Source organism: Micromonospora sp. NBC_00362, assembly GCF_026342155.1.
In the GTDB taxonomy this organism is placed as follows: Bacteria; Actinomycetota; Actinomycetes; order Mycobacteriales; family Micromonosporaceae; genus Micromonospora; species Micromonospora hortensis.
Genome location: NZ_JAPENH010000001.1, coordinates 384,249 through 409,854 on the forward strand (window position 1 = coordinate 384,249; position 25,606 = coordinate 409,854).

Consider the following 25,606-nt stretch of genomic DNA (forward strand, 5'->3'; position numbering starts at 1 on the left):
CCGGGTGCTTCGGTGGGGTGAGCGGCGGCTCGCTGTGACGCGGTGGTCGGGCTGCCCACGTGGGCAGCCCGACCACGCGTGCGTCAGATGGCGACGCGTTGCTCCTGCACCGTCGGCTGGTCCTCGGCGAACTGGGTGCGGTACAACTCGTGGTAGCGGCCACCGGCCGCGAGCAGATCACTGTGACGCCCGCGTTCGACGATGCGTCCCGCCTCCACGACGAGGATCTGGTCGGCCGCCCGGATGGTGGAGAGCCGGTGCGCGATGACCACGCTCGTCCGGCCGGTCAGCGCCTCGGCGAGGGCGTCCTGAACCGCCGCCTCCGAGGTGGAGTCGAGATGCGCTGTGGCTTCGTCGAGGATGACCACGCGCGGACGAGCCAGCAGCAGGCGTGCGATGGTGAGCCGTTGCCGTTCCCCGCCGGAGAGGCGGTATCCGCGCTCGCCGACGACGGTGTCCAGCCCGTCGGGAAGTGACCGGATCAGGTCGTCGAGTCGGGCCCGCCGGAGCACATCCCACATCTCGTCCTCGGTCGCGTCCGGCTGGGCGAACGCCAGGTTGGCGCGGATGCTTTCGTGGAAGAGGTGCCCGTCCTGGGTCACCACGCCCAACGCCGTCCGGATCGACTCGGCCGACAGCTCACGTACGTCGACGTCGGCCAGCTTCACCGCGCCGTCCTCGACGTCGTAGAGGCGAGGCACGAGCTGCGCGATAGTCGACTTGCCCGCCCCGGAGGAGCCGACGAGCGCCACCATCTGCCCCGCCTCGGCGCGGAACGACACCCCGTGCAGCACTTCCTCACCGCCGCGCGTATCGAGCTTCGCCACGTCCTCCAGGGACGCGAGCGACACCTTGTCCGCTGAGGGGTAGCCGAACCGGACCCCGTCGAACTCGACCGCGACCGGTCCCTCCGGAAGTGGCCGGGCGTCGGACCTGTCGAGGATCAGCGGCTTGAGGTCGAGGACCTCGAACACCCGCTCGAAGCTGACCAGCGCGCTCATCACCTCGACCCGAGCACTGGCCAGTGAGGTCAGCGGTGCGTACAGCCGCGACAGGAGCAGCGCGAGGGCGACCACCGTCCCGGCGTCGAGGCTGCCCCGTAGGGCGAAGAGACCACCCAGCCCGTAGACCAGGGCCAGTGCCAGCGAGCCGACGACGGTGAGCGCGGTGATGAAGACCCACTGGAGCATCGCGGCACGGACGCCGATGTCCCGGACCCGACGGGCCCGCGCCGCGAACTCGGCGGACTCCTCGGCCGGCCGCCCGTACAGCTTGACCAGCGTGGCACCGGGTGCGGAGAAACGTTCGGTCATCCGGGTGCTCATGGCCGCGTTGTGCTCGGCCGCTTCACGCTGCAACTGAGCGAGCCTCGAACCCATCCGACGGGCCGGGAGAACGAAAATGGGCAACAGGACAAGCGCCAGCAGCGTGATCTGCCACGAGAAGGTCAGCATCACGGCCAACGTCAGCATCAGCGTGACGGCGTTGCCGACCACGCTCGACAGGGTGTCGCTGAAGGCCCGCTGCGCGCCGATCACGTCGTTGTTCAGGCGGCTGACGAGTGCACCCGTTCGGGTCCGCGTGAAGAACGCCACCGGCATGCGCTGAACGTGGTCGAAGACAGCCGTGCGCAGTTGGACGATCAACCCCTCACCGATGCTGGCGGAGAGAAATCGCGTCACCAGACCCAGCCCGGCCTCGGCGAGGGCGATCACGGCGATCAGTACGGCCAACCGGATCACCACGCTGCTGTCGGCGCCGTCGACGATCGCGTCGACCACCCGACCGGCGAGCACGGGCGCCGCCACCGTGAGGACCGCCGTCACCACACTCAACAACAGGAACCTGACGATCAAGGCGCGGTGTGGCCGTGCGAACTGTGCGATCCGCTTCAAGGTGGCGCGGGACAGCGGCCGCTCATCCTGCGCGTTCATCGCGTGGTGCAGGGACATCCACGCGGTAACTTCCATGCTCATGCGTAACCTCCGATATTGGAGGCTAGGACCTCACCCGAGCTTGAGGTCAAGTCGCCACGCGAGGCTGTGGCTGCGGGTCGTTCACGTTGGCCGTAGTCAGGGACCGCAGCGGTGCCGTCGACATCCGGTACCGCGCTCGACGACGACGACCTCGCGGCCGTGAAGCACTGGCCCCGTGGAGGTTGTTCCACGAGCCGCCGTGGGTCGCTGCGGGCCGCTGCGGGTCGTCGTGGGCCGCCGCAGGCGGCGTAGGCGTTCTGTATGCGTTGCGGATTGTGGTTGGCCGTCGCTGGCGGTCGGAGTTGTTGCGATTCGTCGGGCGTCTGTTGGCCGGCGGCGGCGTCATCTGGCTCGTAGGCCGACGCGGCTTTGCGGCCGGGCGCGGGCGGTCGTAAGCCGTTGCGATTCGTCGGGTGCCTGTTGCCCGGCGGCGGCGTCATCTGGCTTGCAGGCCGACGCGGCTTTGCGGCCCGGCGCAGGCCGTCGTGGGCTGCTGCGGGTCAGCGCGAGCCGTTGAGAGCAGCTCTCTTCTTGACCCAGCCGGCATGCGCCCGACGCGCCGCTCAACGCTTCGGCCTTCACGCGGGGGGCCTGGCCAACCAGCCTCCTAGGATGCCTTAGGCGGTGTGGGGTGGCCGACGGTGTGGGCCCGACACGGGTGATCGTCCTCGACTGGCTGCTCTTACGTTCGTCGGTGGTAGTGGTTGCGGCGGGGGAGTTGTTCGGGGTCGAGCCAGGCGGGTGGCACGAATTCGGGGTGGCCGTCGTGGCCGAGTTGGATGATCCAGTCGCTGTGGTGCAGGTGGCGGTGGTGGTGGCCGCAGAGCAGGACGGCGTTGTCGAGGTTGGTGGTGCCTCCGTCGGCCCAGTGGTGGATGTGGTGGGCGTGGCACCAGCGGGGTGGTCGGTCGCAGCCGGGGAACGCACAGCCGCGGTCGCGCAGCACGAGGGCGCGTCGCAGCGGCCCGGTGATGAGTCGGCGTTGTCGCCCGACGTCGAGGACTTGGCCGGTGCCGCCGAGGACGGTGGGCAGGATGGTGGCGTCGCAGGCGAGCCGGCGCACCGTGTCCGGGGTGAGCTGTAGGCCGATGTCGAGTGCGCCGGCACCGAGTTGCCGGGTCAGCGCGTCGTAGGTGGTGGTGACGACGATCTGGGCGGGGTCGCCGCCGCTGTCGGGTAGCTCGCCGCTTCGGAGGGCGAGTCGGCACACGTCGGCGAGGGCGTCGTGGCGGCGTTGACCGGGCGAGCGGGTGTCATCTGGTCCGGACGGGGCTGTCAATGGGTCGATGGTGGCGCGGAACAGGCCGGCGGTTTCGGCGTCGAGGGTGCCGGTGAGCCGCAGTCGGCCGTCGGTCTGCTCGGACAACGTGAGGTGCCGGTCGCGGGCGGCGCGGCGTGCTTCGGCGTCGAGGGCGGCTTGGGCGGCGGCGTCGGCGATGTCGGGGGCGACGTGGTCGAGGATGCGGGTGCCGAGCTTGCGCAGGTGGGTGGCGTCGAACTGGCTGGCCCAGCCGACGAGCACACCGACGGCTTTGTCGGCGGTCTCGGCGCCGGTCGACGTGTTCACGGTGGTGGCGGTGTCGGTGATGACCCGGGCCTGGTCGACGCTGATGTGCCCGTCGGCTAGCGCTTGTCGGATCCCGGGGTTGCCGGTGTCGAGGGCGGTGGCGAGGTCGATCAGGCGGCGGGCGGCGGGGATGGTGAGTCGCAGTCGTTCGCGCAGCCAGACCGCAGTGGAGGAGGCCCCATGCGCGCGGGGCGTGCCGCGGCCGTCGAGCTCGCGGACGAGGGTGAGTTTGACGGCGGCGAGGCGTTGCTCCAAGCGGTGCGCGGCATCGAGTGCGGCGATCAGCTCGGGCTCCGGCAGGGCCCAGGCGGGGGCGTCGACGCAGGCCGCGACCGCGTCGTCTGCCAGCGCCAACTCCTCGACCATGACCCGAGACTAGAACAGGTGTACGACAATTTCACTCACCATGATCGATTTGATCGGCTGGTTCCCGAAGGGCTCATCGATGCCGAACTCAGCCAGATGGTGGCCGTGGTGGGCGTGCTGCTCGGCGGTGCCGGGAGCTGGTATCGACAGCGCCTGGCATCAGCGAGGGCTGCGTGTCGGCGGCTGCCGGTCCCTGGCGTGACCGAGGACTGCGTGTCGGCGGCGCTGGCGGTGCGCGACATCAGGGAGGGCTGCGTGTCGGCGAGGCTGCCGGTCGCCCGGTATGAGCGAGAGCCGGGCGCGTCGCTAGGGATACGGCGAGGGCCGGGCGCGTCGCTGGGGATACGGCGAGGGCCGGGCGCGTCGCTGGGGATACGGCGAGGGCCGGGCGCGTCGCTAGGGATACGGCGAGAGCCGGGCGCGTCGCTAGGGATTAGCCGGACGGGCGTTGAAGGGCCTTGGCCCAAGTCATGACGTGATCGACGGAGTCGCGCGTGAGGCCGATCGTCGGGTCGGCGGTGATCAACAGGGTTGGGCTGCTGCGTGCTGCCGCCCAGCTGTTGGCTTGCGGCGTGTGGAGGTCGTCGATCCAAGCCGCGGGCCGTTGCTGGGCGTAGGCGGCGATGGCCGGAATCTTGTCGCTGGGGTGGAACGGCGCGGGTGGCATGGTGATCACGGGCAGAGGAGCGATGCGCAGGAGTGGGGCGAGGAGTTGGTTGGCCTCGTCGTTCCAGCTCGTGGCCCAGGCGATGTCCAGGACGGCGCTCGCCTCGGTGATCCAGGCGCCGTGGAGGAGGTTGACACGGACGGGCTCTTCGCCGGGGAACAGGTGGTGCTCGGTGTAACCGGCAGGTGGTTGAGGGGTCCCGTAGGGGGTGAGGACACCATCGACGTCGAGCAGGAGCAGGGGCCGGTTCACTCGGAGGATCCTGCCGTAAATGGTCCACCGATGGTGACCGCGAGATGCGTCAGCGGCCAAGGCCCGCCCGCCAGGACCGGCCGGGCAGACGCCAGGCGGCCGGGCAGGCAGCAGGCGGCCGGTCAGGAAACGGGCAGGCGCCAGGCGGCTGGGCACGTGCGGGCAGCCACCAAGCGGCCAGGCAGGGACAGGAGTAGGCGCCAGGCGGCGGGGCGTAGGGATGGGGGCCGGGTGGCGGGACCGCCGGCGATCGCCGACGACCCCGCCACCACTCCAGCCGCTCAGCCGATCCGGAACTGGTCGCCGTACACGGCGAACACCAGCGGCGTGTTCAGGTTGAAGTTGCCGTTGTTGAGGAACACCCGCTGGGCGGTGTCGACGCGGGAGGTGTCCGAGTGGGCCACTTCTTTCTTCATCTCGACGACCCGCTCGTCGAGGAACGCGTTGAGCCAGGTCCGCTCGTCGCCGCCCTGGGCTGGCGGCTTGGCCCGGTTCAGGGCGCGGTTGCGGATCTGGCGCATGCCCTCGTACCCGTGCATGACCGCCGCGTCGTAGTAGGCGAACTGACCGAGCGCCCGGACCTGGTCGTTCTTCCCGTCGCGTACCGATGGGTTGAAGTAGACCCGGTCGCGTTCGGCCTCCTGGGCGGCCTGGAACACCGAGTCGGTGGCCGCGGTCCGCCAGTCGCGGGGGAAGTTGGGGTCGAGGCCGGCGTGCGACGGAGTGCCGTTGACGGTGCGCAGCGCCGGCAGGTAGCCGGCGAGTACGTTGCCCGGCTTGGTGCGGGTGTACGCCTCGACCAGTTCGAGCATGTCTCCGGTGCCGGAGCAGAAGCCGATGATGCCGGCGGTGTAGCCGCGCCCGTCGCCGATGTCCTCGATGTAGGAGAACTGTGCGCGCCAGTCGAGTGAGGAGTTCTCCGCGGCCGAGACGAGCTGCATGGCGACGTTCTTCTTCGCCGGGTCGTCGAGGTTGGTGCCGGTCGGGGTGGTGGGCGTGGGGGTGGGGGTGCTGCCGCCGCCCGGCAGGGTCCACCGCTGGTTCGTGGTGCCGCCGCAGGTCCAGATCTGCAGCCGGGCGCCGTTCGCGGTGCTCCGGTCGGTGACGTCGAGGCACTTGCCGGAGCCGGAGTTGACGAGCGCGCCGTTGCTGGCGGTCCACTTCTGCGCGGCGGTGTTGTTGCAGTCGTACAACTGCACCTTGGCGCCGTTGGCTGTCGACGCGGCGGTCACGTCGAGGCACTTGCCGAGTGCCCGGATCGAGGTGTCGGAGTTGCCGACGGTCCACGTCTGGGCCGCGCTGCCGTTGCAGTCGTAGAGCTGGACGGCCGTGCCGTTGGCCGAGCTGGCGCCGGCCACGTCGATGCACTTACCACCGAGGCCGGTGATCGGGCCGGCGGTCGCGGCGCTCGCCGACGGCAGGCCGTAGCCGACGGCGGCGACGCCGACCAGCAGTGTGCCCACGACGTAGGCGGCTGTTCTCTTGTGAACCATGGGTGTTCCTCGGGGAAGGGGCGGCGTGCCGCCGGCCGGTCGGTTCGCGGTGCCCTACGGCGCCGAACCGCCGCGCCGGGCCAAGCATCAGGAAACTGTATTAACAGATACCAGTACGTCGATTCCTCGTCAATCGACGACCGCGAGGCGTGACGGCGTCTGTTCATCCCGTCGTTGGCGGGACGTACCCGCCGGTGGCTATCGTCGGGCCGTAACTGATCAAGGGGCCGGTCCGTCGGAACCAGCACCGTCCGACGGACAGAGAATGGTCATGGAGTCGAGTCTGCGCGCTCGGGTGCGAGCCGGTGACCCCGGCGCGTTCGCCGAGCTGTTCGACACGTACGCGCGCTCGGTGTACAACCACGCGTTCCGGCTGACCGCCGACTGGGCCACGGCGGAGGACGTCATGGCCGCCACGTATCTGCAGGCCTGGCGTTCCCGGGAGCGGGTCAGCGAGGAGGGCGGGTCGCTGCGGCCCTGGCTGCTCGGCGTCGCCACCAACGAGGCCCGTAACCACACCCGCAGCAACCGTCGCTACCGTAGGGTCGCCGCAGCGCTGCTCGCCTCCGACTTCACACTGCCCGACCACGCCGACGAGGTCGCCGGCCGACTCGACGACAGCCGACGCATCGCCGCCGCCATCGACGCGTTGGCCCGGCTGCGCCGACCCGAGCGCGAGGTGCTGACCCTGTGCCTGTGGGAGGGCCTGGACTACGAGTCCGCGGCGCAGGCGCTGGGCGTTCCGGTCGGCACTGTGCGCTCCCGGCTGTCGCGGGCCCGCGCCCGACTCCGTACCCTCGTCGACGCCCCGCCGCGCGCCGCACGGCCGCCGGTCGTGGACGCCTCGCTCGTGCGGGAGGGCAGCCAGTGAGCGCGTCGGACCCGGCCGAGTGGGCGAAGATCGTGCCCCACCCCGGTGACCACGACCTGCCGGCGGGCCGGCACGAGCTGCACCGCGCCCGCCTGCTGGCGGCGATCGCGCAGGAGCCGCGTACCCGAAGGAGGGCCTTCGTGTCGTTGCGGCCCGCGCTCGCGGCGGCCGCGTTGGTCCTGGTTGTCGCGGGGATCGGCGGAGGGCTCGCGGCCCGGTCCGGCGACACGCCCCCGGCCGCGCCCCCGTCACCCGAGGCGACCCGTCCGGCCGCTCGGCCGGCGCCGCCGGGCACGGCCGCGAAGAACCGTGGGTACGGCACGGTGCGCCAACTCACCGACACGGCCGACCTGGTGGTCCGCGGCGAGGTGGCGTCGGTGACGGACGGGCGGGCGGTCTACCGGGTGGCGGAGGTGCTGTACCGCGCCCCGGGTACTTCGGTGCCCACCGAGATCATGGTGGCCGCGGAGTTGGCCGGGGCGGCCGGCCGACCGACAGTCCTCTACCTGGGCCTCGTTGACCCGGGTGCGCGCGTCTACCATCCGCTCGGCGGCGAGTTCGGGATCTTCGACCTCGCCGCGGAGACGGCCACCAGCCGGTCACCGGCGATGTCGGTGACCGGTCTGCGGACCGAGGACGCCACCGCGGCGGGTCGTGCGTTCGTCACCACGTTGGCCGAGCTTCGTCAGCTCGCGCGCGAGCGGCGCTGACCCGCGGAAAGCTGAGCGCGAGAAAAAGAAGCCCGAAAAAGAAGGGAACTCGGTGCCCGGGACGCACAGATAGAAGGCGTAAGCAGTGCCGCGTTCCGGGCGAGACGGCCCGGGACGGCACCGAGACGCAAGGAGCGTTCCATGGCAGTCGACCTTCGCCGTACGCGGCCGCTGTGGGCCACGGCCGCCGCCGTGCTGTCCGCCGCGGTCCTGTCCGCCTGCGGCAGCGGCGGTGGCGCCGACCCGGCCGCCGCGCCCGCCCCGAGCAGCGCCGCCCCGAGCAGCGCCGCCACACCGACCGAGGTCGCGCCCCCGCCGATCAAGGGCAAGCTGCGCGGGTACGCCACGGTGCGGCAGCTCAGCGACACCGCGGACCTGGTCGTACGCGGTGAGGTCGAGGCGGCCGGATTCCGGGTCGACGAGGTGCTGCGCGCGACGACCGGATCGACAGTGCGGGCCGGGGCGCGGATCACGCTCGCCCCGCTGCCCGACGGCGTGCCGGACATGGCGCACATGTCGAAGCTCGAGGCCGGCCAGGTCGTGGTGCTCTACCTCGCCCAGGACCCGGCGGCCCCGACGTTCCGGACGCTCAGCGGCGACTTCGGCGTGTTCGACGTGACCGGGTCCGACGCGGAGGCCGTCGCCACGACCCGCTCGCAGACCATGGCCGTCAGCGGCCTGAACGCCGAGGACCCGGCCGCGTCCGGCCACGGTTTCCGCACCACCCTCGGCCAGCTTCGGGCCGTCGCCGCTCAGGCCAGGTAGGACGAGTGGGCACGCGGACGGCACCCGCCGAGTGCCGTCCGCGTGGTCACTGTTCCCGGTAGGTGGCCAGGTCGAAGTCGGCGTGCACGCCGTCGCCGCCCAGGTCCTGCACCCACAGGCCGAGAAACGCCCCGGTGAAGCCCCACGCCGCCGGCTCGCCGTCGATGATCAGCGCGGCGTGCTCGTCGGACAGGATGGTCGCGTCCAGCTCGACCGGTAGCCGCTGCCAACCGGCGCCGAGGTCGTAGTCGAAGCGCACCGCAGGCCCGTCGAAAACGGCCCGCAGGCCGACCCGCGTGACGCCGTCGACGTCGACTGTCAGCTCCGGGTACGCGGTGCGCCGCCCGTTGTCGGAGCTGAGCAGCTCCAGCACCGTCCGGCTGTCGTCGGCCCGGGTCAGGTAGAGGTGGTGCCAGTTGAGCGTGTTGTAGTAGGCGGTGATCCCGGCGAGCTGGCGGTGGTCGGCCGGTTCGAACTCCACAACGGTCTCCAGCGAGCACTTCCGTGCGCCGACGCGTCGCCCGACCAGGCTGGGTGCCTGTCGACCGACCGGCGACTGCCCGCCGTGGACCCGCAGGTACGACGGGCGGGTGTGCAGGTCGACCCAGTCTGGGGTGGCTGGTCGACGCAGCGTCGACCAGCACCGGCCCAGCTCGGGGGCGTCGAAGTGGTCCGTCTCGGGCTCCGCCGGCCAGGGGTGCGCGGGCAGGTCGGGTGCGATGACGTCGTCCGCGGGCACCCCTCCGGCGATTCGCGGCCAGCCGCCCGACGGCCACTCGACCCGCTGGATCGCTGTCTCCCGACCCAGCACGCAGTTGCCCAGCGGGGAGTATGGGCGGCCAACCAGGTGGGCCAGGTACCACTCGCCGTTCTGCGTGTGGACCAGGCTGCCGTGACCCGCCTTCTGCAACCGCAGGTCGGGCCGTCCGAAGGAGGTGAGCAGTGGCCCGTGCGGGTCCACCTCGTACGGTCCGAACAGCTCCCGGGACCGCGCCACGGTGACCTGGTGCTCCCAGCTGGTGCCGCCCTCGGCGGTGATCAGCCAGTACCAGCCGTCGTGGCGGTACAGGTGCGGACCCTCGGTGACACCGACCGGGGAACCGGTGAACAGGATGCGAGGGCTGCCGACCAGACGGCGTGCGGCCCGGTCGTACTGCTGGATCTCGATGCCACCGAAGCGGTCGCGGCCGGGCCGCCAGTCCGCGCTCATGCCCAGCAGCCAGGTCGTGCCGTCGTCGTCGTGGAACAACGCCGCGTCGAACCCGCGCCCGTGCAGCTTCACCGGATCGGACCAGGGGCCGGTGATGTCCTCGGCGGTGACCAGGAAGTTCTGCGGATCCCAGTAGCCGCTGGCGAAGCTGGCCACGTCGCTGTAGACGAGGTGGAACTGACCGTCGTGGTACGTCAGGTCGGGCGCCCACACCCCGTTGGAGTCACCGCATCCGCGCAGATCGAGCAGGCGCCTCTCGGTGATGACCCCACCCAGGCTGCGCCAGTTCACCAGATCACGCGAGTGGTGCACGAGCACGCCCGGATACCACTCGAAGGTCGAGGTGGCCAGGTAGTAGTCGTCGTCGACGCGCAGGATCGACGGGTCCGGGTGGAACCCGGCGAGGACGGGATTGCGGATCGACCGGGTAGCGGTCGCCACGTTAGCGATGTCGGTCGACACGAGCACTCCTCTGGACGGGCTGTCTGGAACTTCCGGAAAAACATCGTCCCGGATCACTGGAAGCCCTGCTTACGCTAGCCGGTCTTTTCGCAATAGGACAGAGGTCTTGACCGCTGGGACAACAGCTCGTAGCGTGCCGGCCATCGATCATCATTACCGGCGAAGCATTGAAAGTTTCGGAGATCCATAGCTCCGCAGGGGGGACCGTGGGCACGGAGAACGGCCGAAACGTCACCATCGCCATGATCGCGCGGTTGGCCGGAGTCTCCGTGCCGACCGTCTCCCGGGTCATCAACGGCCGCTCCGACGTCGCCCCCGACACCCGGGAGCGCGTCGAGGCGCTACTCAACCGGCATGGCTACCGCCGCCGCTCACCGTCCCGGCGTACCGACGCCGCCCTCATCGACCTGGTCTTCAACGACCTGGACAGCCCATGGGCCGTGGAGATCATCCGTGGGGTGGAGGACGTCGGCCAGACCAGCGGCGTCGGCACCGTCGTGTCGGCCATCCACTGGCGCATCTCCTCGGCCAAGCAGTGGCTCGACAACATGCGTACGCGCTCCACCGAGGGAATCATCTTCGTGACCTCGATGGTGAACCCACCGTTGCAGGCCGAGCTGCGCCGGCTCCACCTACCTGTCGTCATCATCGACCCGGCCGGGGTCGACCCGCAGGAGTCACCCACCATCGGCGCCACCAACTGGGCAGGCAGCCTCAGCGCCAACCAGTACCTGATCAGCCTCGGCCACCGCCGCATCGGCTTCATCGCCGGCCCGCCGCACCTGATGTGCAGCCGGGCCCGGATGGACGGCTACCGGGCGGCCCTCGGCGCCGCCGGGATCCCCATCGACGACGCCCTGATCCGCCCCGGCAACTTCTACCACGAGGCCGGCTTCACCGCGGGTACGCAACTGCTGGCCCTGCCGGACCCGCCCACCGCCATCTGCGCCTCCAGCGATCAGATGGCGCTCGGCGTCTACGAGGCGGTCCGCAAACGGGGTCTGCGGGTGCCCGACGACGTCAGCGTGGTCGGCTTCGACGATCTGCCGGAGGTGCGCTGGTGCTCGCCACCACTGACCACCGTCCGGCAACCTCTGGCCGAGATGGGCATGCTGGCCGCGCGGACCGTGCTGCGCCTCGCCAGCGGCGAGAGGACCGAGAGCCCCCGGGTCGAACTCGCCACCGAGCTCATCGTCCGCGACAGCGCCGCACCACGACGCTCGTGACCTCCGTCAGTCGACGCGCAACGCGTCGTCGACGCCCGTCTCCCGGCGGCCGAGGTGCGCCGGATCCCGACCGGAGAGCAGCTCCAGCGCTGCCTTCACGCACGCGCCGTTCTCCCGGGAGGAACTGAACCACCACGTCTGGGCGTACTGCTTCGCGCTGTCGTCTCCCACGCCGTTGGCGTCGATGCCGAGGCGCCGGCACAGCGCCACGGCGCGCGGAAGGTGGAAGGTCTGGGTCACCACAGTGGCTTGCCGCACCCCGAAGATCCGCTCGGCCCGCGCACACGAGTCGTACGTGTCGAAGCCGGCGTAGTCCGGCACCACCTTGTGCGCTGGCACACCCCGCTCCACCAGCCAGTTCCGCATCGCGGCGGGCTCGTTGTAGTCGGCGTTCATGTTGTCGCCCGACACGAGGATCGCCCGCACCTTGCCGGTGTCGAACAGCCGCCGCGCGATCTCCAACCGGGCGGTGAGGACGGGTGAGGGCGTGCCGTCGGCGTCCACCTTGGTGCCCAGGACCAGGGCGACCGGGGCGTCCGGCACCTCGGCCTCACCGTAGAGGTGGCCCTCCGCGGTGTCACGGATCCACGACACGCTGGCCACCGTGCCGCCGGTCAGCACCACGATCCCCACCGCGAGCGCGACGACTGTGCGACGGACCAACCGCCGTTGCTCCCCGTACCACCGTCTGGCCGCACCGAATCGTCCCCGCATGCCGCAAGGCTATTCCGCCCGCGCTCACGACTGTCGTCCGCGTACCCGCACCGCCCCGACCAGCAAACGAAGACCGTTGTCTATGGACAATCGCTCACTGTTAGCGCTAACGTGACGGACAGTCGTCGATCCTCGACGGATTTCGGGCCGCTGTGACGGAGCTGTCGCCATTGGCCCGAGGCGTGCTGGACGACGATCGTGGCGTGGGGCGGGTGGCACGTGGCCGGCGCGAGACGGCCCGAGACCACCATCGGGCGACCCGCGCGTCACGCGGCCGAGGCATGAACGGCCACCGGGATTCCAGGGCACCAGAGCAGCCGGAAAGTCGTGCGCCGACAACCGGTTCCGCTCACCTGCCCAGCGGACGCCGATGGGCAGGAGTCCGTACCTGGGCCGCCCTGATGGCGACCGTCGGCCCCCGCCCTGGCCGCCGGGTCGCGTCCCGCTGTTCGGAGTCCGGGCCCGAGCAGCGGGACGCCACCCGCACGAGCAACCGACGGGGTACGCCAAGACGTCGGTCAGCGCGTCAGCTTCGGGTCCACCGCTGGCTGTTCGTGCCGTTGCAGCTCGACAGCACCGCGGGGGTGCCGTTGGCGGTTCCGGCGGCGTTGGGCGTCAGGCACAGGCCGGACTGCACGCCGGTCACAGTGCCATCGGTGTTGACGTTCCACTGCTGGTTGGTGCCCCCGTTGCAGTCCCAGATGATCACGCGGGTGCCTGGCGAGGTCCCGGCGCCCTCGGCGTCCAGGCACTTCGTGCCGTACACCTGGAGTTGTTTCGCGGCGGTCGAGGTCCACTGCTGGTTGGTGCCGCCGTTGCAGTCCCACAACGTCAGCTGGGTGCCGTTGGTCTGCGACCGCGACGGGACGTCCAGGCAGCGGTTGGCACCGTTGTTGCGCAGTGGCGCGGCAGCGCCGCCGGGTGGTGGGGTGGTGGGGCTCGTGGAATCGAAGCCGAGGAACCGGATGGCCTGGGCGGCGTCGAACGGGATGGAGTGGCCGTACCCCTGGAAGCTGATCGCTTCGATGGGCGCCGTGCCGCCGGTGCCTCCGTACCGGGTGCGGGTGGCGCTGGTCTGCGGGGAGTCGGTGAAGCTGGGGGTCTGCGACACGCCCTGCACGTTGGTCCACTGCTTGATCTGCTCGGCGAAGTTGACGTAGCTCAGCGTGGTGTCCGTGGTGCCGTGCCAGATCTGGAACCGGGGACGCTTGCCGGAGTAACCGGGGTAGGCGTTGCGGACCAGGTCACCCCACTGCTGCGCGGTCCTGACGATCCGTCCGCCGGAGCACTCGCTGTTCCACTCCGCGCCGTTGGTGGTGGCGAAGCACCCGAACGGGACCCCGGAGGAGCTGAACCCGGCGTGGAACAGGTCCGGGTAGAGGCCGACCATGACGTTCGTCATCATCGCGCCGGAGGAGAAGCCGCCCACGCCGATCCGGTTGGCATCGACCGGGTAGCGGCTGCGGACGTGGTCGACCATTGACTTGAGGCCGACCGGGTCGCTGCCGCCGTCACGGCGCAGGGCCTGCGGTGACGAGACGTCCCAACACTTGCTGCTCCGGGTCACCGACGGGTAGATCACGATGAAGCCGTAGCGGTCGGCGAGGGTGCTCAGGCCGAAGCCGCTGTGCACCGCCGGACCGCTGCCGGTGCAGTAGTGCAGAGCGAGGAGCAGGGCCGGCTGGGTCGCGACCCGATCCGGCACGTACAGGTGCATCTGGAGGTTAGTCGGGTTGGTGCCGAAGTTGGTCACCTGGGTGAGCGTCGCGGCCGACGCCGGGGTGGCGACCGTGACCACGGCCGTCGTCGTCGCCAGGGCCGTCGCCAGCGCGGCGGCCAGCAGTGCGATCCTTGATCTCATCGGCGGTTCCTCTTGTCGTGAGTCGGGGACCCGGCGGCAGCGCGGCGGTCGGTGGAGGCGGTCGACGACGGCGCCGGTTCAGCCCGAGGCGCGCGACACCCGCATCGACTGTGAGCGATAACATGCCGTTCGTCAAGCCGTAACGTATGACGTCTGCGGGTGAGTGTCAGTGGGCCTCGTTCAGGGCGCGGCGAGCGCGGCGAAGACGGCGCCTGACACACCTTGAGATTGCCGAACCGGCAGTGCCATTGTGGTACGTCGATGAAGAGCCGCGCGCGGGGCTGACGTCCGTCCACTGGGCAGCCGGGATCCAGATGTGATCTTCGGCGGACGGTGACACAAGCGATGGACCAACCAGGGTCCGCCGTCCACGAGATCGCCCGTCACCGCGTCGCACCCTGACCGGCCGGGCGGCTCATCTGCGCGAAGGAACCCCGCCCATGCGTAAACCGAAGACCCGAACAGCACTCCTGACGGGCCTGCTGCTCGCCACGAGCGCGCTCGCCGGCGTCAACCCACCGACCGCCAGCGCGGCGGCCGACCCGGTCACCGTGACCGTCAACACCCGCGCCGGTCTGGCGACAGTGCCGGACACCGCCCTCGGCGTCAACCACGCCATCTGGGACTCGAACCTCGGCACCGCCGAGACGTCGGACCTGCTGCGCGATGCTGGCGTGCAGATGATGCGCTACCCCGGCGGCTCGTACGCCGACATCTACCACTGGAAGGACCACACCGCGCCCGGCGGCTACGTCGCGCCGGGAACCGACTTCGACACCTTCATGGCTGCGGTCCGGCGCGTCGGCGCGCAGCCGATGATCATCGCGAACTACGGCACCGGTACGCCCGCCGAGGCCGCCGACTGGGTGCGGTACGCCAACGTGACAAAGGGCTACGACGCGCGTTACTGGACCGTCGGCAACGAGAACTACGGCAACGGCCACTACGGGTCCGCGTGGGAGGCCGACGACCACCCCGACAAGAGCGCGACGCAGTACGCGAGGTTGGTCGTCGAGTACGCCGACGCGATGAAGGCGGTCGACCCCAGCATCAAGGTCGGAGCGGTGCTGACCATGCCGGGCAACTGGCCGGACGGGATCACCGCCGGCAGCGACCCGGGCCCGTGGAACCAGACAGTGCTCTCCATCGCCGGCCCGAAGATCGACTTCGTGGACGTGCACTGGTACCCGGGCGGCACCGCCGCCGAGTCGCTGGCCCGCGTCAACCACCTCCCCGACGCCACCTACCTGCTGCGGCAGCAGCTCGCCCGGTACGCCGGCGCGAACGCCGACCGGATCGGCATCAGCTTCACGGAGCTGAACGTCGACGCCGGCCGGAACACCCAACCGGCCGCGCTGTTCCTGGCCGACGTCTACAGCGGTCTGCTGGAGAGCGGCGTCTTCACCGCTCACTGGTGGAACGTGCACAACGGCATGGGCACCGTGACGCAGGTGGCCGGTCAGACCGACTACGGCGACTTCGGGATGCTCTCCAGCGGGGCCTGCACCGAGGACGGCTCGGCCTGCCAACCACCGCTGAACACACCGTTCGCGCCGTACCACGGGCTGAGCATGATGAAGCTCTTCGCGAAGACCGGCGACCAGTTCGTTCGCGCCGGCACAGACGAGCCCCTGGTCACCGCTCACGCCGTCCGCCGGAGCAACGGTGACCTCGCCGTGCTGCTGGTGAACAAGGACCCGGACAACGACCACCCGGTCACCATCGACTACGCCGGGTTCACCCCGTCGGGCGTCGCGCCGACGGTGTCCACCCTCACCAATGGCGCCACCGGCATCGTCACCAGCCAGTCCGGCTCGGCGACCAGCCGGACGCTGCCGGCGTACTCGTTGACAACGCTGGTGCTGCGCCCGGCCGGCGCGACGGCCGGTCGGCCGGCGGCACCGGGCCAGCCGAGCGCGAGCGGTGTCACCGACCGCGCGGCGACGATCACCTGGCCGGCGTCCACCCCGGGCGCCGACCCGATCGCCAAGTACGAGGTGCACCGGCAGCACGGCGCGGTCAGCGAGCAGCTCGGCGAGACGACGACCACCTCGTTCACCGTCGACAACCTCGTGCCGGGCAGCAGGTACACAGTCAACGTGCTGGCCCGCGACACCGCCGGACGGGTCTCCTGGGCCTCACCGCCGCTCACCTTCGCCACCGGCAGTCCCGCCGCCAGTGCGTGCACCGTCCGCTTCAGCGCCAACAACGACTGGGGCAACGGCTACATCGGTGGCGTCGAGATCATCAACAACGGGTCCAGCCCGATCAACGGCTGGACGCTCACCTGGACCTGGCCCACCGGTTGGCAACAGGTGAGCAATGGTTGGAGCGCCACCTGGGAGCAGGTCGGCACCGCTGTGCGGGTAACACCCACCACCGACAACCGGCAGATCGCCGCCGGCGGCACCGTGAGCGCCGGCTTCGTCGGCGCGTACGGCGGGCCGAACGTGCTGCCCACGGCGTTCACCCTCAACGGCACCATCTGTAGCACCGGCTGACACCACAGTGGTGGTCCGGCAGACCCTTTCGTCTGGTCGGCCGGACCACCACGTGCCACCGTCCGATCGGCGGGCGGGGTGTCACGGCGAGCCGGCGCTGTCGAGTCGACGGCGCAGCTCGGCGATCTCCACCGGATTGTCCTCGGTGAGCTGGCGCAACGCCCGCAGCCAGGTGCCCCGGGCCGCCTCGACGTCACCCGCGTCGTGCAGGACGTCGCCCAGCCGGGTCAACGTCTCGGCCACGCCCCACCGGTCATCCGACTGCTCGTAGAGTTCCAGCGCCCTGCGGTAACAGACGCAGGCCTCGTCGGAGTCACCCCGCTGGTGGTGGACGTAGCCGAGGCTGTCCCAGGTCTTGGCCGCTCCGGTCAGGTTGCCGACCTCCTCGTGCAGAGCGAGAGCGCGCCGGCAGTGGTCGGCGGCCCGATGGTTGTCGCCAAGGCGGGCGTGATCCCAGCCGATCGCGTTGAGAGCCTTCGCCCGTCCGACCAGGTGACCGACCTCGCCGAAGAGGACGAGGGCCCGCTCGTCGCACTCCAGCGCCTCCCGGTGCTGACCCTGCCCCTCGTGCACCCAGCCGAGGTAGAGCGCGACGTACGCCTCGCCGGCGAGGTCGCCAAGCCGCCCGAACAGCTCGCCGGCGCGCCGCAGGTGGCCCAACCCGTTGGTCACCTCGCCGAGCTGGTGCAGCGCCAAGCCGAGATCGCGGTGGCCGTGTGCCTCCCCGACGAGGTCACCCGCCCGCCGCGCCGCGGTCACGGCGGTGCGCTGGGCCGAGGCCAGATCCGTCCATCGGGACAGCCTGCTGAGGTAGGTGGCCACGGCCCAGGCCAGCCGCCAGGCGTGACCGTCCAAGTCGGATTCGGCGGCCTGGTCGATCGCGGCGAGGAGCACGAGCCGTTCCGCGTCGAGCCAAAGCTGTGCCTGCTCGCTGTCGGTGAACGAGGCGACGGCTGTCCCGGCGGCCGGCGGTGGTAAATCGATGCGGTCGCGATGCGGCTCGATCGTCAGCGCGGCAGCGTGAGCCCCGTGCAGCCAGTGGTCGTACAGCCGGCGCACAGCGGATGCCCGTTCGCTGTCGTCCAGCAGCTCGCCGGCGTACGCCCGCAGCAGGTCGTGGCACGCGTAGCGATCCGGACCGGTCAGGTCCACCAGGTGGGCCCCGAGCAACTCGTCGAGCGGCTCACGTACCTGCTGGACGGGAAGCCCGACGAGGCTGGCCACCGCCGGCAGGCTGACGTCCGGGCCGGCGTACAGCGCGAAGAGGCGGAACAGCGCGGCCGCTGGCGCGCTCAGCGCCCGGTAGGACGCGGCGATGACCGACCGTACGTCGGCAACGGCGTCGCGGTCGGCCAGGGCGTCCAACCCATGGTGGTGGTCGGCGAGTTCGTCGGCCAGGTCCTGAAGCGACAGGGCCGGATTCGTGGCGGCCCGGGCCGCCACGATCGACAGGGCGAGCGGCAGACCGGCGCACGCCCCGACGATGCTGCCCGCCGCGTCAGCCTCCGCCGAGAGCCGGTCCCGGCCGAGCCGGCCGGCGAGGAGGTTGAGGGCCTCATCCCGGCTCAGACAGCCGAGCGGCAGAGGACGGAGCCCTTCGGTCGCCACCAGGCCCGACATCTGATTCCGGCTGGTCACCAGTACCGCGCAACCGGCCGAGCCGGGCAGCAGCGGGCGGACCTGATCGGGATCCCGGGCGTCGTCCAGCACGATCAGCATCCGTCGGTCGGCCACCAGGCTCCGATACAGGCCGATCTGGGAGTCGAGATCGGCCGGCACAGCGGTCGGGGCGACGTCGAGCGCGTCCAGAATCGCGCGTACCGCGCCACCCGGGGTCATCGGCGGTTCGGTGGGGTGGAAACCGCTGAGGTTGACGAAGAGTTGACCGTCCGGGTACCGGTCGAGGTGGGTGGCTGCCCAGTGCAGCGCGAGCCAGGTCTTGCCGATCCCGCCGGTGCCGCTCACGGCCACCGCGGTACCGGTCGTCCCACCGCTCGTCAGCAGGGCCGCGTCGAGCTGCGCCAGATCATCGGACCGGCCGGTGAACGACCCGGACGGCATGGGCAGTTGTCGGGGGACAGGTGACCCGGTCTGAGGGGGGTCCGCCGCGACCTCCGGCGCCAGGATCGACCGGTGCAGCTGCTGGAGATGCGGGCTGGGCTCCACGCCAAGTTCCTCGACCAGCAGGTCCCGAAAACGCCGGTAGTGCTCCAGCGCCTCGGCCGACCGGCCCGCGCCGGAGAGCGCGAGCAACATCTGGCCGGCCAGGCGCTCGTTCAACGGTTGCCCCGGCACGAGCCGCGACAGGTCCGCCAGAATCTCGTCGTGGTGGCCGACCCGCAGCGCCGCATCGATGCGTTCGAGTTCCGCTGTCAGCTTCTCCTGCTCCAGATCCGTCCGCACGGTGTCGAGCCAGAACGCGTCCAGCCCGGAGAACGGGTCGCCGCGCCAGAGGCCGAGTGCCTTGTCGAACAGGGCGAGGCGGTCGTCCTCGGACCGCTCGGCGCGGGCCTCGTCACGCAGATGGCGGAAGCGGTGCAGGTCCACCGCCATCTCGTCGACGGCCAGCAGGTAACCACCGGACCGGCGCGTGATCGCCGCGTCGGGAACATCGGCCAGGTTGCGGCGCAAGCGGTACAGGTAGCCGTAGAGGGTGTCGCGGGCGCGCTGCGGTGGGCTCTCACCCCAGACCCGGTCGATGAGCTGGTCGACGGAGACCGCCCGGTTGACGTCGACGAGCAGCGCGGCCAGGACGCATTGCTGTCGGGCATGCCCGAGGGTGACCGGGCGATCGTCGACTGTCGCCACGACGTCCCCGAGCAAACCGAATCGCACCGCCACTCGCATCTCCTCACCCAGGCGCCGTCTATGTCTTACCCCGGTTCCACCAGCGGATACCAGGTCCGTCCCAGACCGGCCCCAGACCCGACGTCGATAGTCGATCGGGACAGCCCAGGACGGGCTGGCAACGAGATGGAGGAGAACGACATGGGATGGCTGAAACGACCACTCGTCGTGGTCGCCACGACCGCGGCGGTCCTGGTGGGCACGGGCGGCATCGCACAGGCCGGCACCGACCGGGTTGCCACGGTGTCCGGCGCGAAGGTGACGTTCACCAGTTACGGCGACTCGTTCTCGGTCTGCGACACCGAGACCGACGGGTTGAACGTCTACAACGAGTACAAGTACATCCGCAAGGACGGCACTGTCCAGCGCGACCTCGAGTACAACGGCCTCGGAAGCGGGACCTGCGCCTCGTACGACCACAACTTCGGCGAGGGCCGCAGCGTCACCTTCCGTGCCTGCCTCGACATGCCGGGAATCATCCCGGATCCCTGCAGCAACTGGGCGGTGGGTGTCGCATGAGGACGCTCGGAAAACTCAGTGTGGTAGCCGTCGCCGCGACGGCGACGATCCTCGCGACCGGAACCAGCGCGTACGCCGGGACCGACGCGGTGTCCGAGGTCACGGGCTCGTCGTCGCGGTTCATCAGCTACGGAGACAAGTTCGAGAACTGCGACACGTCCTCGGACGGCCTCATCTCGTACGTCGCGTTCGAGTACGTCCGCATCGACGGATCCCTACAGACCGGCTCGCACTACAACCCGGGAAGCAGCGGCGACTGCTCCCAGTGGAACCACAATTTCGGTGAGGGGCGCACCGTCCGGTTCCGCTCCTGCGTGGACCAGCCGGCCTGGGCCACCGACACCTGTGACCGGTGGCGGAGCGGGGTCGCCTAGCGCCGGGTGACCTGGGCGTCGACCACAACAACAGGTCACTGCCCCGCGCGAAGGACGCTCAACGGCCCGTCCCCGACCGATGCCCGGTCGGGGGCGGGCCGGCCGGCGGACGGCAGGTTCAACCGACCTGACGGACGGTGACGGTCGCCGAGCCGGTCTCGTCGGCCCACGGGTCCAGCACGAGCGTGTACGTGCCGCGCTTCGGCAGCGGACCCGTCTCGAACCGGCCGGACCCGCCGATGACGCAGCCGCTGCCCATCGCGTCGCCGTCCGGGCCGGTCAGGAGCAGGACACCGCACCGGTCGGGCAGGCTCCCGGCGGTCACCTCGACGGTGACGCGTCGACCCGCGTCGGCGGGAAACCTCAGCCGGCTCACCGCGCCCGGTCGGCTGACCGTCAGTGTGGCGGCCCGGCCGTCGGCGACGGTGTCGGCCTCGTCGTCGTGCGCGTCGCGTAGCCGCACGTTCGCCGAGCCGGTGTCGGTGGAGGTCCCGTCGACCTCCAGCACGTACCGGCCGGTGGCCGGCAGGACGAACCCGTCGACATGCCCCTGGCCGCCGATCACGCAGCCGCTGGTCACCTGTTCACCGGCCGGGTCGCGCAGGCGCAGCAGGTTGCACCGGTCCGGCAGTGTGGCGTCGGTGACCTGGACGAAGATCTTCTGACCGGCGCGGCCGTCGAAGGGCAGGCGGCTGATCGCACCCGGTTGGGCGAGCGTCGCCCGGACCGGGGGCCCGTCCAGCGTGAGGGTCTTCTCCTCGTCGGTCACCGTGACGACCCGTACCGTCGCTCGACCGAGGTCGGCGTCCCACGGGTCGAGCACCACCTGATGGTCGCCGGTGGCGGTCAACGTGGTCGTGTCGATGAATCCGATGCCGGAGATGACACATCCGGTCGCCAGTTGACGGCCCTGCGGGTCGAGCAGCAGCAACACCCCGCAGCGATCCGGCACGGTGGCGGCGGGCACCTCCACGAAGATCTTCTGACCGGCCCGGCCCGGCACCTTCATCGCCGCCGTGGCGCCGGCCCGGGTCACCGCCAGGTCGACGTCACCGGCAGCGGGCGCGTCGCGCTGCGCGCGGGCGGCGTCCTCGGCGAACGCCACCTGCCCGGTGAGGCCGACGTCGAGCACACAGTCGGCGAGGATCTGCGGATCGGTGACACCGGCCCGCCGGCAGACGAGTTCGGCGGTGGCCCGGTTGGGCAGGTCCCCGACGGTGAGCAGCCGGTCCGGGAAGCGCCGATCGGTGAACGTGCCGGTGTTCTGCCCCGGCTCGTAGTCGAACAGCGACAGTTGCGCCTCGACGCGCCAACTGTCGGCGAAGCCGGGGTACAGCGCCTCGAACGTGGGCGGCTGCGCCACCCGCTTCCCGCCACGCACGGCCAGGTCGTCGCCGGGGTCACCGTCGTGGTCGCCGAGCAGACCCTCCAGCGTCCCGGCCCGTGCGGTGGGCGCGCTGACGCTCACGCTCAGCCCCCACACGCCGATCGGCTGCGCGGTCAGTCGGGCACCGTCCGGCCACTCCACAGTCACCGTGCCATCTCCCCAGGTGGTGACGGTGCCACCGGGCGCCAGCTTCACCCCGTCGGGCGCGGACACCGGCGCGGCGCCGTTCACCCGGACCGCCGGGCCGTCGGGTGTGACGTACACGCCGACCCGGTCACCGGCCACCCGCACCGCGACGGCCGAGTTGACGGCCACCACCGAGCTGGCCGGGAACATCGTCTGTCGTACCTGGACCTCGAAGTCGTCGGTCGTCGAGCGGGTCAGCACGAACTCCCCGGCGGCCTGGAAGTCGTACCGCAGGCCGTCGTAGGTGAGCAGGTGCGGGTCGCCGTTGCTGTTCGCGCACCGGTAACCCTTGCCGATGACCGAGATCGAACAACCACCACCGCCGGCAGGTCGGGGCTTGGGCCGGTCGCAGTCCTTGCCGTTCGACGGCAGCTTCACTCCGCTGTACGTCGTGCGCAGCGGCACCCCCACGGCCTTGCGGTACGCGTTCTCCGCCAACACCGCGTGCACCTCGGCGGGGTCCACGGTGCTCGCCTGTTGACCGCCCTGCGTGCAGAACTGGCCCCGGTCGGTGTCGTTCACCTCGTCGAGGGCGTGGTTCATCTCGTGGATGAGGGTGGCGCACTGGTCCTCGGTGAAGCCGGAACCCTCGTCGTCCAGCTTCCGCCCGTCGTTCTCCGGCACCCAGTTGATCTGTACGTCGCTACCCGGGACGTATGTCGTGGTGCTGCTCTCCGAGCCGAGGATGGGTCTGCGTACCTTGATCTTCTTGCCGGAGCGTTCCAGCTCGTCGAGCACGGCGCCGTTGCCGGAGCCGCGGATCTGTCCGACGCAGCCCGCGTACTCCGTTTGCAGGTCGGCGTTGACGCTGACCACGGCGGACGCCGCCTGTGGGGCGAGCAGCACCAGGACGCCCGCCAGCACAACGCCCATTCGCACCCGGCTCCGCAACCCGGTCACCCGCCCTTCACCTCGAACGCGACAGTGCCCTGCTCGGCCGTCGCGGCGCAGGCATCCGCCGGCACACCGCGCAGCGGCGCTCGCAGGTAGCCCAGCACCAGCCGGTACGCCCCCGGTTGGTCGACCGGCCACCAGGTCACTGTGGCTCCACCCCGCCCGTCCGGCGCGCTGGTGGTCAGCGCCGCGCCGACCGGGCTCTGCGGGTCGCTGCCCAACATCAGCTCCACCGACCCACGCGGCGGTACCTTCACCAGGTTCTCCACCAAATACGCGGTGAAGTCCCGGTAGTAGGCGGCGCCGCCGACCGCGGGGGCCACCGCCGTGCCGTCGCGGGTCAACGACATGACCGTCACCGCCCCGTCCGGCACCCGACTGAGTTGGCACTCGGCGTCGCGGTTGTTGACCAGTTTCAGCCGCAGACTGATCTGCTCACCCACCCGGTACGACGGTTGGCCGGCACTGACGGTCAGGCCGACCGTCGCCGTGCCGCCGCTCGGGGCCGCTGACGGGCGCGACCGTCTGCACCCGACCGTGGTGGCCATCAGCAGCAGGGCGAGACCGCCGGCGAGCACCGCCGTCCCTGCGCGGGGTACGCCCATGGGCCGCGAGCCTCCTCCGGGTGCCGAGGGTCGGCACAGATCCCGGCCAGCCTGCGCCGCAGGGTGCCGGGAGCGCTGTCGTGATCCGGCCCGGTGGATGTCCGCTAGCCGACCAGCGGGCGAATCCCCGTCTGCCCGGTCGTCCGTGCTACCGGTGCTCGTGTCTGCCCGGGGTGTGCCCGAAGGCCCGGCGGAAGACGTCAATGAACGCGCTGGCAGAGGACCATCCACATCGATGCGCCACCGCGGTGACCGGAACCTCCTCGGCCAGCATCACCAGAGCACGGTGCAGCCGCAGTTGGGTACGCCACTGCGGGAAGGTCATGCCGAGGTCGGAGCGGAACAGGCGGGACAGCGTACGGTCACTTCCGCCGACCTGCCTGCCGAGCACGGCCAAGGTGCGGTTGTCGGCCGGGTCGGTGTACAGGATTGCGCAGAGTGCCTTCAACCGGGGCTCGGTGGGCGTGGGCAGGTGCACGGGCTCCGTGGCCGAGGACCGCAACTGGTCGAGCAGGACGGCCCGCAGCCGTGCACGCGCGGGGCTGTCATCCTGGGGGGCGCGGGTGTAGGCGAGGATTAGCTCGCGCAGCAGCGGCGCGACGGCCAGCACGGTCGGCTCCGTCAGATTCAGCGGGTCATCGGTCGCGGGCAGGCCGATCAGGTGCAGTTCGAGTGCGCCGTGGGCCTGGTGCGCGTGCGCGGTTCCGGCGGGCACCCAGATGGCGCGGCTGGCGGGGACGACCCAGGCACCCGCATCGGTGGTGATGGCCAGCACACCACGGGCGGCGTAGACGATCTGATGGTCGTCGTGGCGGTGCACGTCGATCACGGACCCGGACGCCAGCTGCTGGGCGCGAGTCGGTGCCACCGGCCGGTGGCGGATTCTCGTCATTGGTTGGCAGGCTATCGGAAGCCCGACAGGTCGGGGAGCGGCGAGCATGGCGGCGTGCGGAGAAACAGAACGATCATCTTGCTGTCCGTCGGGCATGGGTGCGTGGACGTCTACCAGGGTGCTGTCGCCGCGCTCGTACCGTTCTTCATCGCCGAGCGTGCCTACACCTACGCGGCGGCCTCCGGCGTGGTGCTCGCCGGCTCGCTGCTCTCCTCGGTGGCGCAACCGCTGTTCGGTGCCCTGACGGACCGGTGGGCAATGCCCTGGTTGTTGCCAGTGAGCACGATCCTCGGCGGACTGGGAATCGCGTGCAGCGGGATCACCGGTTCGTACCCGTTGACGCTGGCGTTCGTGGCCGTCTCCGGGATCGGAGTCGCGGCGTACCATCCCGAGTCCGCCCGGGTCGCGCGGATCGCCAGCGGCGGAAGCCACACCGGGATGGGTTGGTTCTCCCTCGGCGGCAACCTCGGCTTCGCCGTCGCGCCCATTCTGGTCGCCGCCGTCGTCGCCAGCGGCGGTCTGCGACTCACTCCGCTGCTCGTGGTGCCGGCCCTCGCGGGCAGCGTGCTGTGCCTGCCCGTGCTTCGCGCGCTGCGCCCGACGAACGGGGCCGGCTCCGATACCCCGCGATGGGTCGGGACCGACGACAGGGCCTCGTTCGGCCGGCTGTCGCTGGCCGTGGTCTGCCGCTCCATCGCATTCGCCGGTCTGAGCACGTTTCTGGCGCTCTACGCGCCGCAGCGCACCGGCGGGGGAACCTTGGCGGGAACGGCGGCGCTGGTGGTGCTCTACCTCGGCGGAGCGGTGGGTACGGTGCTGGGAGGCAACCTGGCTGGCCGCTGGGACCGGGTCACCGTCGTGCGCTGGTCGTACCTGGTGAGCATCGTCGCCGTCGCGGGGGTCGTGCTCGTCCCCGGGCCGGCGTTCTATCTGTTCGTGGCGCTGACCTCTGCCGGGCTCTACATCCCGTTCTCTCTCCAGATCACCCTTGGCCAGGACTACCTCCCGACCCGCGTCGGTACCGCGAGTGGCATCACACTGGGCCTGACCGTCAGCGTCGGCGGCCTGGTCAGTCCACTCATCGGCGGTGTCGCCGACGCGATCTCGCTCCAGGTTGCCCTCGCCCCGCTGATTCTGATGCCCGCGCTGAGTTGGCTGCTCTTCCGTACGCTCCCCGAGCCGGCCGTGCCGAGGCGCTGAAGCATGGCTCGACGGGCCACGGGCGACGAAACCACATCGTGACCGTGAAGATCGTGTGGAA

At 70.7% G+C, this 25,606-nt stretch carries 19 protein-coding genes; 8 read left to right on the forward strand and 11 right to left on the reverse strand.

The annotated features are described in order from the left end of the window. Positions 1-83 precede the first annotated feature (83 nt). The 4 genes from OG992_RS01730 to OG992_RS01745 form a co-directional block, all read right to left on the reverse strand. Positions 84-1,976 carry an ABC transporter ATP-binding protein gene (locus OG992_RS01730; RefSeq protein WP_238683909.1) on the reverse strand — a complete coding sequence of 631 codons (1,893 nt, stop codon included), beginning with the start codon at positions 1,974-1,976 and terminating at the stop codon, positions 84-86. A gap of 682 nt (positions 1,977-2,658) precedes the next feature. Continuing rightward, entirely contained in the window at positions 2,659-3,909 is a 1,251-nt protein-coding gene (locus tag OG992_RS01735) for an HNH endonuclease signature motif containing protein (RefSeq protein ID WP_266302094.1), read from the reverse strand. Positions 3,910-4,342: 433 nt separating this feature from the next. Next, the gene (locus OG992_RS01740) at positions 4,343-4,828 is read right to left on the reverse strand and encodes an HAD domain-containing protein (protein ID WP_266302095.1); all 486 of its coding nucleotides are present in this window, start codon (positions 4,826-4,828) and stop codon (positions 4,343-4,345) included. A gap of 281 nt (positions 4,829-5,109) precedes the next feature. Then, positions 5,110-6,321, reverse strand: coding sequence for a chitosanase (locus tag OG992_RS01745; RefSeq protein ID WP_266302096.1), 1,212 nt, complete (start codon positions 6,319-6,321; stop codon positions 5,110-5,112). A 271-nt stretch (positions 6,322-6,592) separates the two neighbouring features. Between OG992_RS01745 and OG992_RS01750 the strand changes: the two genes are divergently transcribed. From OG992_RS01750 to OG992_RS01760, 3 genes are all read left to right on the forward strand, one after another. After that, positions 6,593-7,192, forward strand: coding sequence for an RNA polymerase sigma factor (locus OG992_RS01750; RefSeq protein WP_238683905.1), 600 nt, complete (start codon positions 6,593-6,595; stop codon positions 7,190-7,192). Further along, entirely contained in the window at positions 7,189-7,902 is a 714-nt protein-coding gene (locus OG992_RS01755; protein WP_266302097.1) for a hypothetical protein, read from the forward strand. Before OG992_RS01750 ends, OG992_RS01755 begins: the two co-directional genes overlap by 4 nt. A gap of 141 nt (positions 7,903-8,043) precedes the next feature. Beyond that, the gene (locus tag OG992_RS01760; protein ID WP_238683903.1) at positions 8,044-8,667 is read left to right on the forward strand and encodes a hypothetical protein; all 624 of its coding nucleotides are present in this window, start codon (positions 8,044-8,046) and stop codon (positions 8,665-8,667) included. Between the two features lie 46 nt (positions 8,668-8,713). Here OG992_RS01760 and OG992_RS01765 read toward each other — a convergent pair whose 3' ends face one another. Beyond that, positions 8,714-10,339 (reverse strand): glycoside hydrolase family 43 protein, encoded by a 1,626-nt coding sequence (locus tag OG992_RS01765; RefSeq protein WP_266302098.1) that lies wholly within the window; start codon positions 10,337-10,339, stop codon positions 8,714-8,716. Between the two features lie 206 nt (positions 10,340-10,545). On the opposite strand from OG992_RS01765, the gene OG992_RS01770 reads away from it, so the two are divergent. Beyond that, positions 10,546-11,565 carry a LacI family DNA-binding transcriptional regulator gene (locus OG992_RS01770; RefSeq protein WP_238683901.1) on the forward strand — a complete coding sequence of 340 codons (1,020 nt, stop codon included), beginning with the start codon at positions 10,546-10,548 and terminating at the stop codon, positions 11,563-11,565. 6 nt (positions 11,566-11,571) lie between these two features. Here OG992_RS01770 and OG992_RS01775 read toward each other — a convergent pair whose 3' ends face one another. After that, entirely contained in the window at positions 11,572-12,279 is a 708-nt protein-coding gene (locus OG992_RS01775; RefSeq protein WP_266302099.1) for a vancomycin high temperature exclusion protein, read from the reverse strand. A 526-nt stretch (positions 12,280-12,805) separates the two neighbouring features. Next, positions 12,806-14,140, reverse strand: a complete 1,335-nt coding sequence (locus OG992_RS01780; RefSeq protein WP_266302100.1) for a PHB depolymerase family esterase — start codon at positions 14,138-14,140, stop codon at positions 12,806-12,808. 440 nt (positions 14,141-14,580) lie between these two features. On the opposite strand from OG992_RS01780, the gene OG992_RS01785 reads away from it, so the two are divergent. Continuing rightward, complete coding sequence (locus OG992_RS01785; protein WP_266302101.1) at positions 14,581-16,641, forward strand: cellulose binding domain-containing protein; 2,061 nt, start codon at positions 14,581-14,583, stop codon at positions 16,639-16,641. A gap of 81 nt (positions 16,642-16,722) precedes the next feature. Here the strand turns inward: OG992_RS01785 and OG992_RS01790 are convergent, their stop codons facing one another. After that, positions 16,723-19,482, reverse strand: a complete 2,760-nt coding sequence (locus OG992_RS01790) for a BTAD domain-containing putative transcriptional regulator (protein ID WP_266302102.1) — start codon at positions 19,480-19,482, stop codon at positions 16,723-16,725. 147 nt (positions 19,483-19,629) lie between these two features. Here OG992_RS01790 and OG992_RS01795 point away from each other — a divergent pair, with 147 nt between their 5' ends. Together OG992_RS01795 and OG992_RS01800 are read left to right on the forward strand one after the other, a co-directional pair. Next, the gene (locus OG992_RS01795) at positions 19,630-20,007 is read left to right on the forward strand and encodes a hypothetical protein (protein WP_146766342.1); all 378 of its coding nucleotides are present in this window, start codon (positions 19,630-19,632) and stop codon (positions 20,005-20,007) included. Then, on the forward strand, positions 20,004-20,381 hold the full coding sequence (locus OG992_RS01800; RefSeq protein WP_146766340.1) for a hypothetical protein: 378 nt from the start codon (positions 20,004-20,006) through the stop codon (positions 20,379-20,381). Before OG992_RS01795 ends, OG992_RS01800 begins: the two co-directional genes overlap by 4 nt. A gap of 118 nt (positions 20,382-20,499) precedes the next feature. Here the strand turns inward: OG992_RS01800 and OG992_RS01805 are convergent, their stop codons facing one another. From OG992_RS01805 to OG992_RS01815, 3 genes are all read right to left on the reverse strand, one after another. Then, positions 20,500-22,854, reverse strand: coding sequence for a VWD domain-containing protein (locus OG992_RS01805; protein ID WP_266302103.1), 2,355 nt, complete (start codon positions 22,852-22,854; stop codon positions 20,500-20,502). Then, complete coding sequence (locus tag OG992_RS01810; RefSeq protein ID WP_266302104.1) at positions 22,851-23,453, reverse strand: hypothetical protein; 603 nt, start codon at positions 23,451-23,453, stop codon at positions 22,851-22,853. The genes OG992_RS01805 and OG992_RS01810 overlap by 4 nt, the downstream gene beginning before the upstream one ends. A gap of 148 nt (positions 23,454-23,601) precedes the next feature. After that, positions 23,602-24,345, reverse strand: coding sequence for a helix-turn-helix transcriptional regulator (locus OG992_RS01815; protein WP_266302105.1), 744 nt, complete (start codon positions 24,343-24,345; stop codon positions 23,602-23,604). 54 nt (positions 24,346-24,399) lie between these two features. Between OG992_RS01815 and OG992_RS01820 the strand changes: the two genes are divergently transcribed. Continuing rightward, on the forward strand, positions 24,400-25,545 hold the full coding sequence (locus tag OG992_RS01820) for an MFS transporter (RefSeq protein WP_266302106.1): 1,146 nt from the start codon (positions 24,400-24,402) through the stop codon (positions 25,543-25,545). The last annotated feature ends 61 nt before the right edge of the window (positions 25,546-25,606 follow it).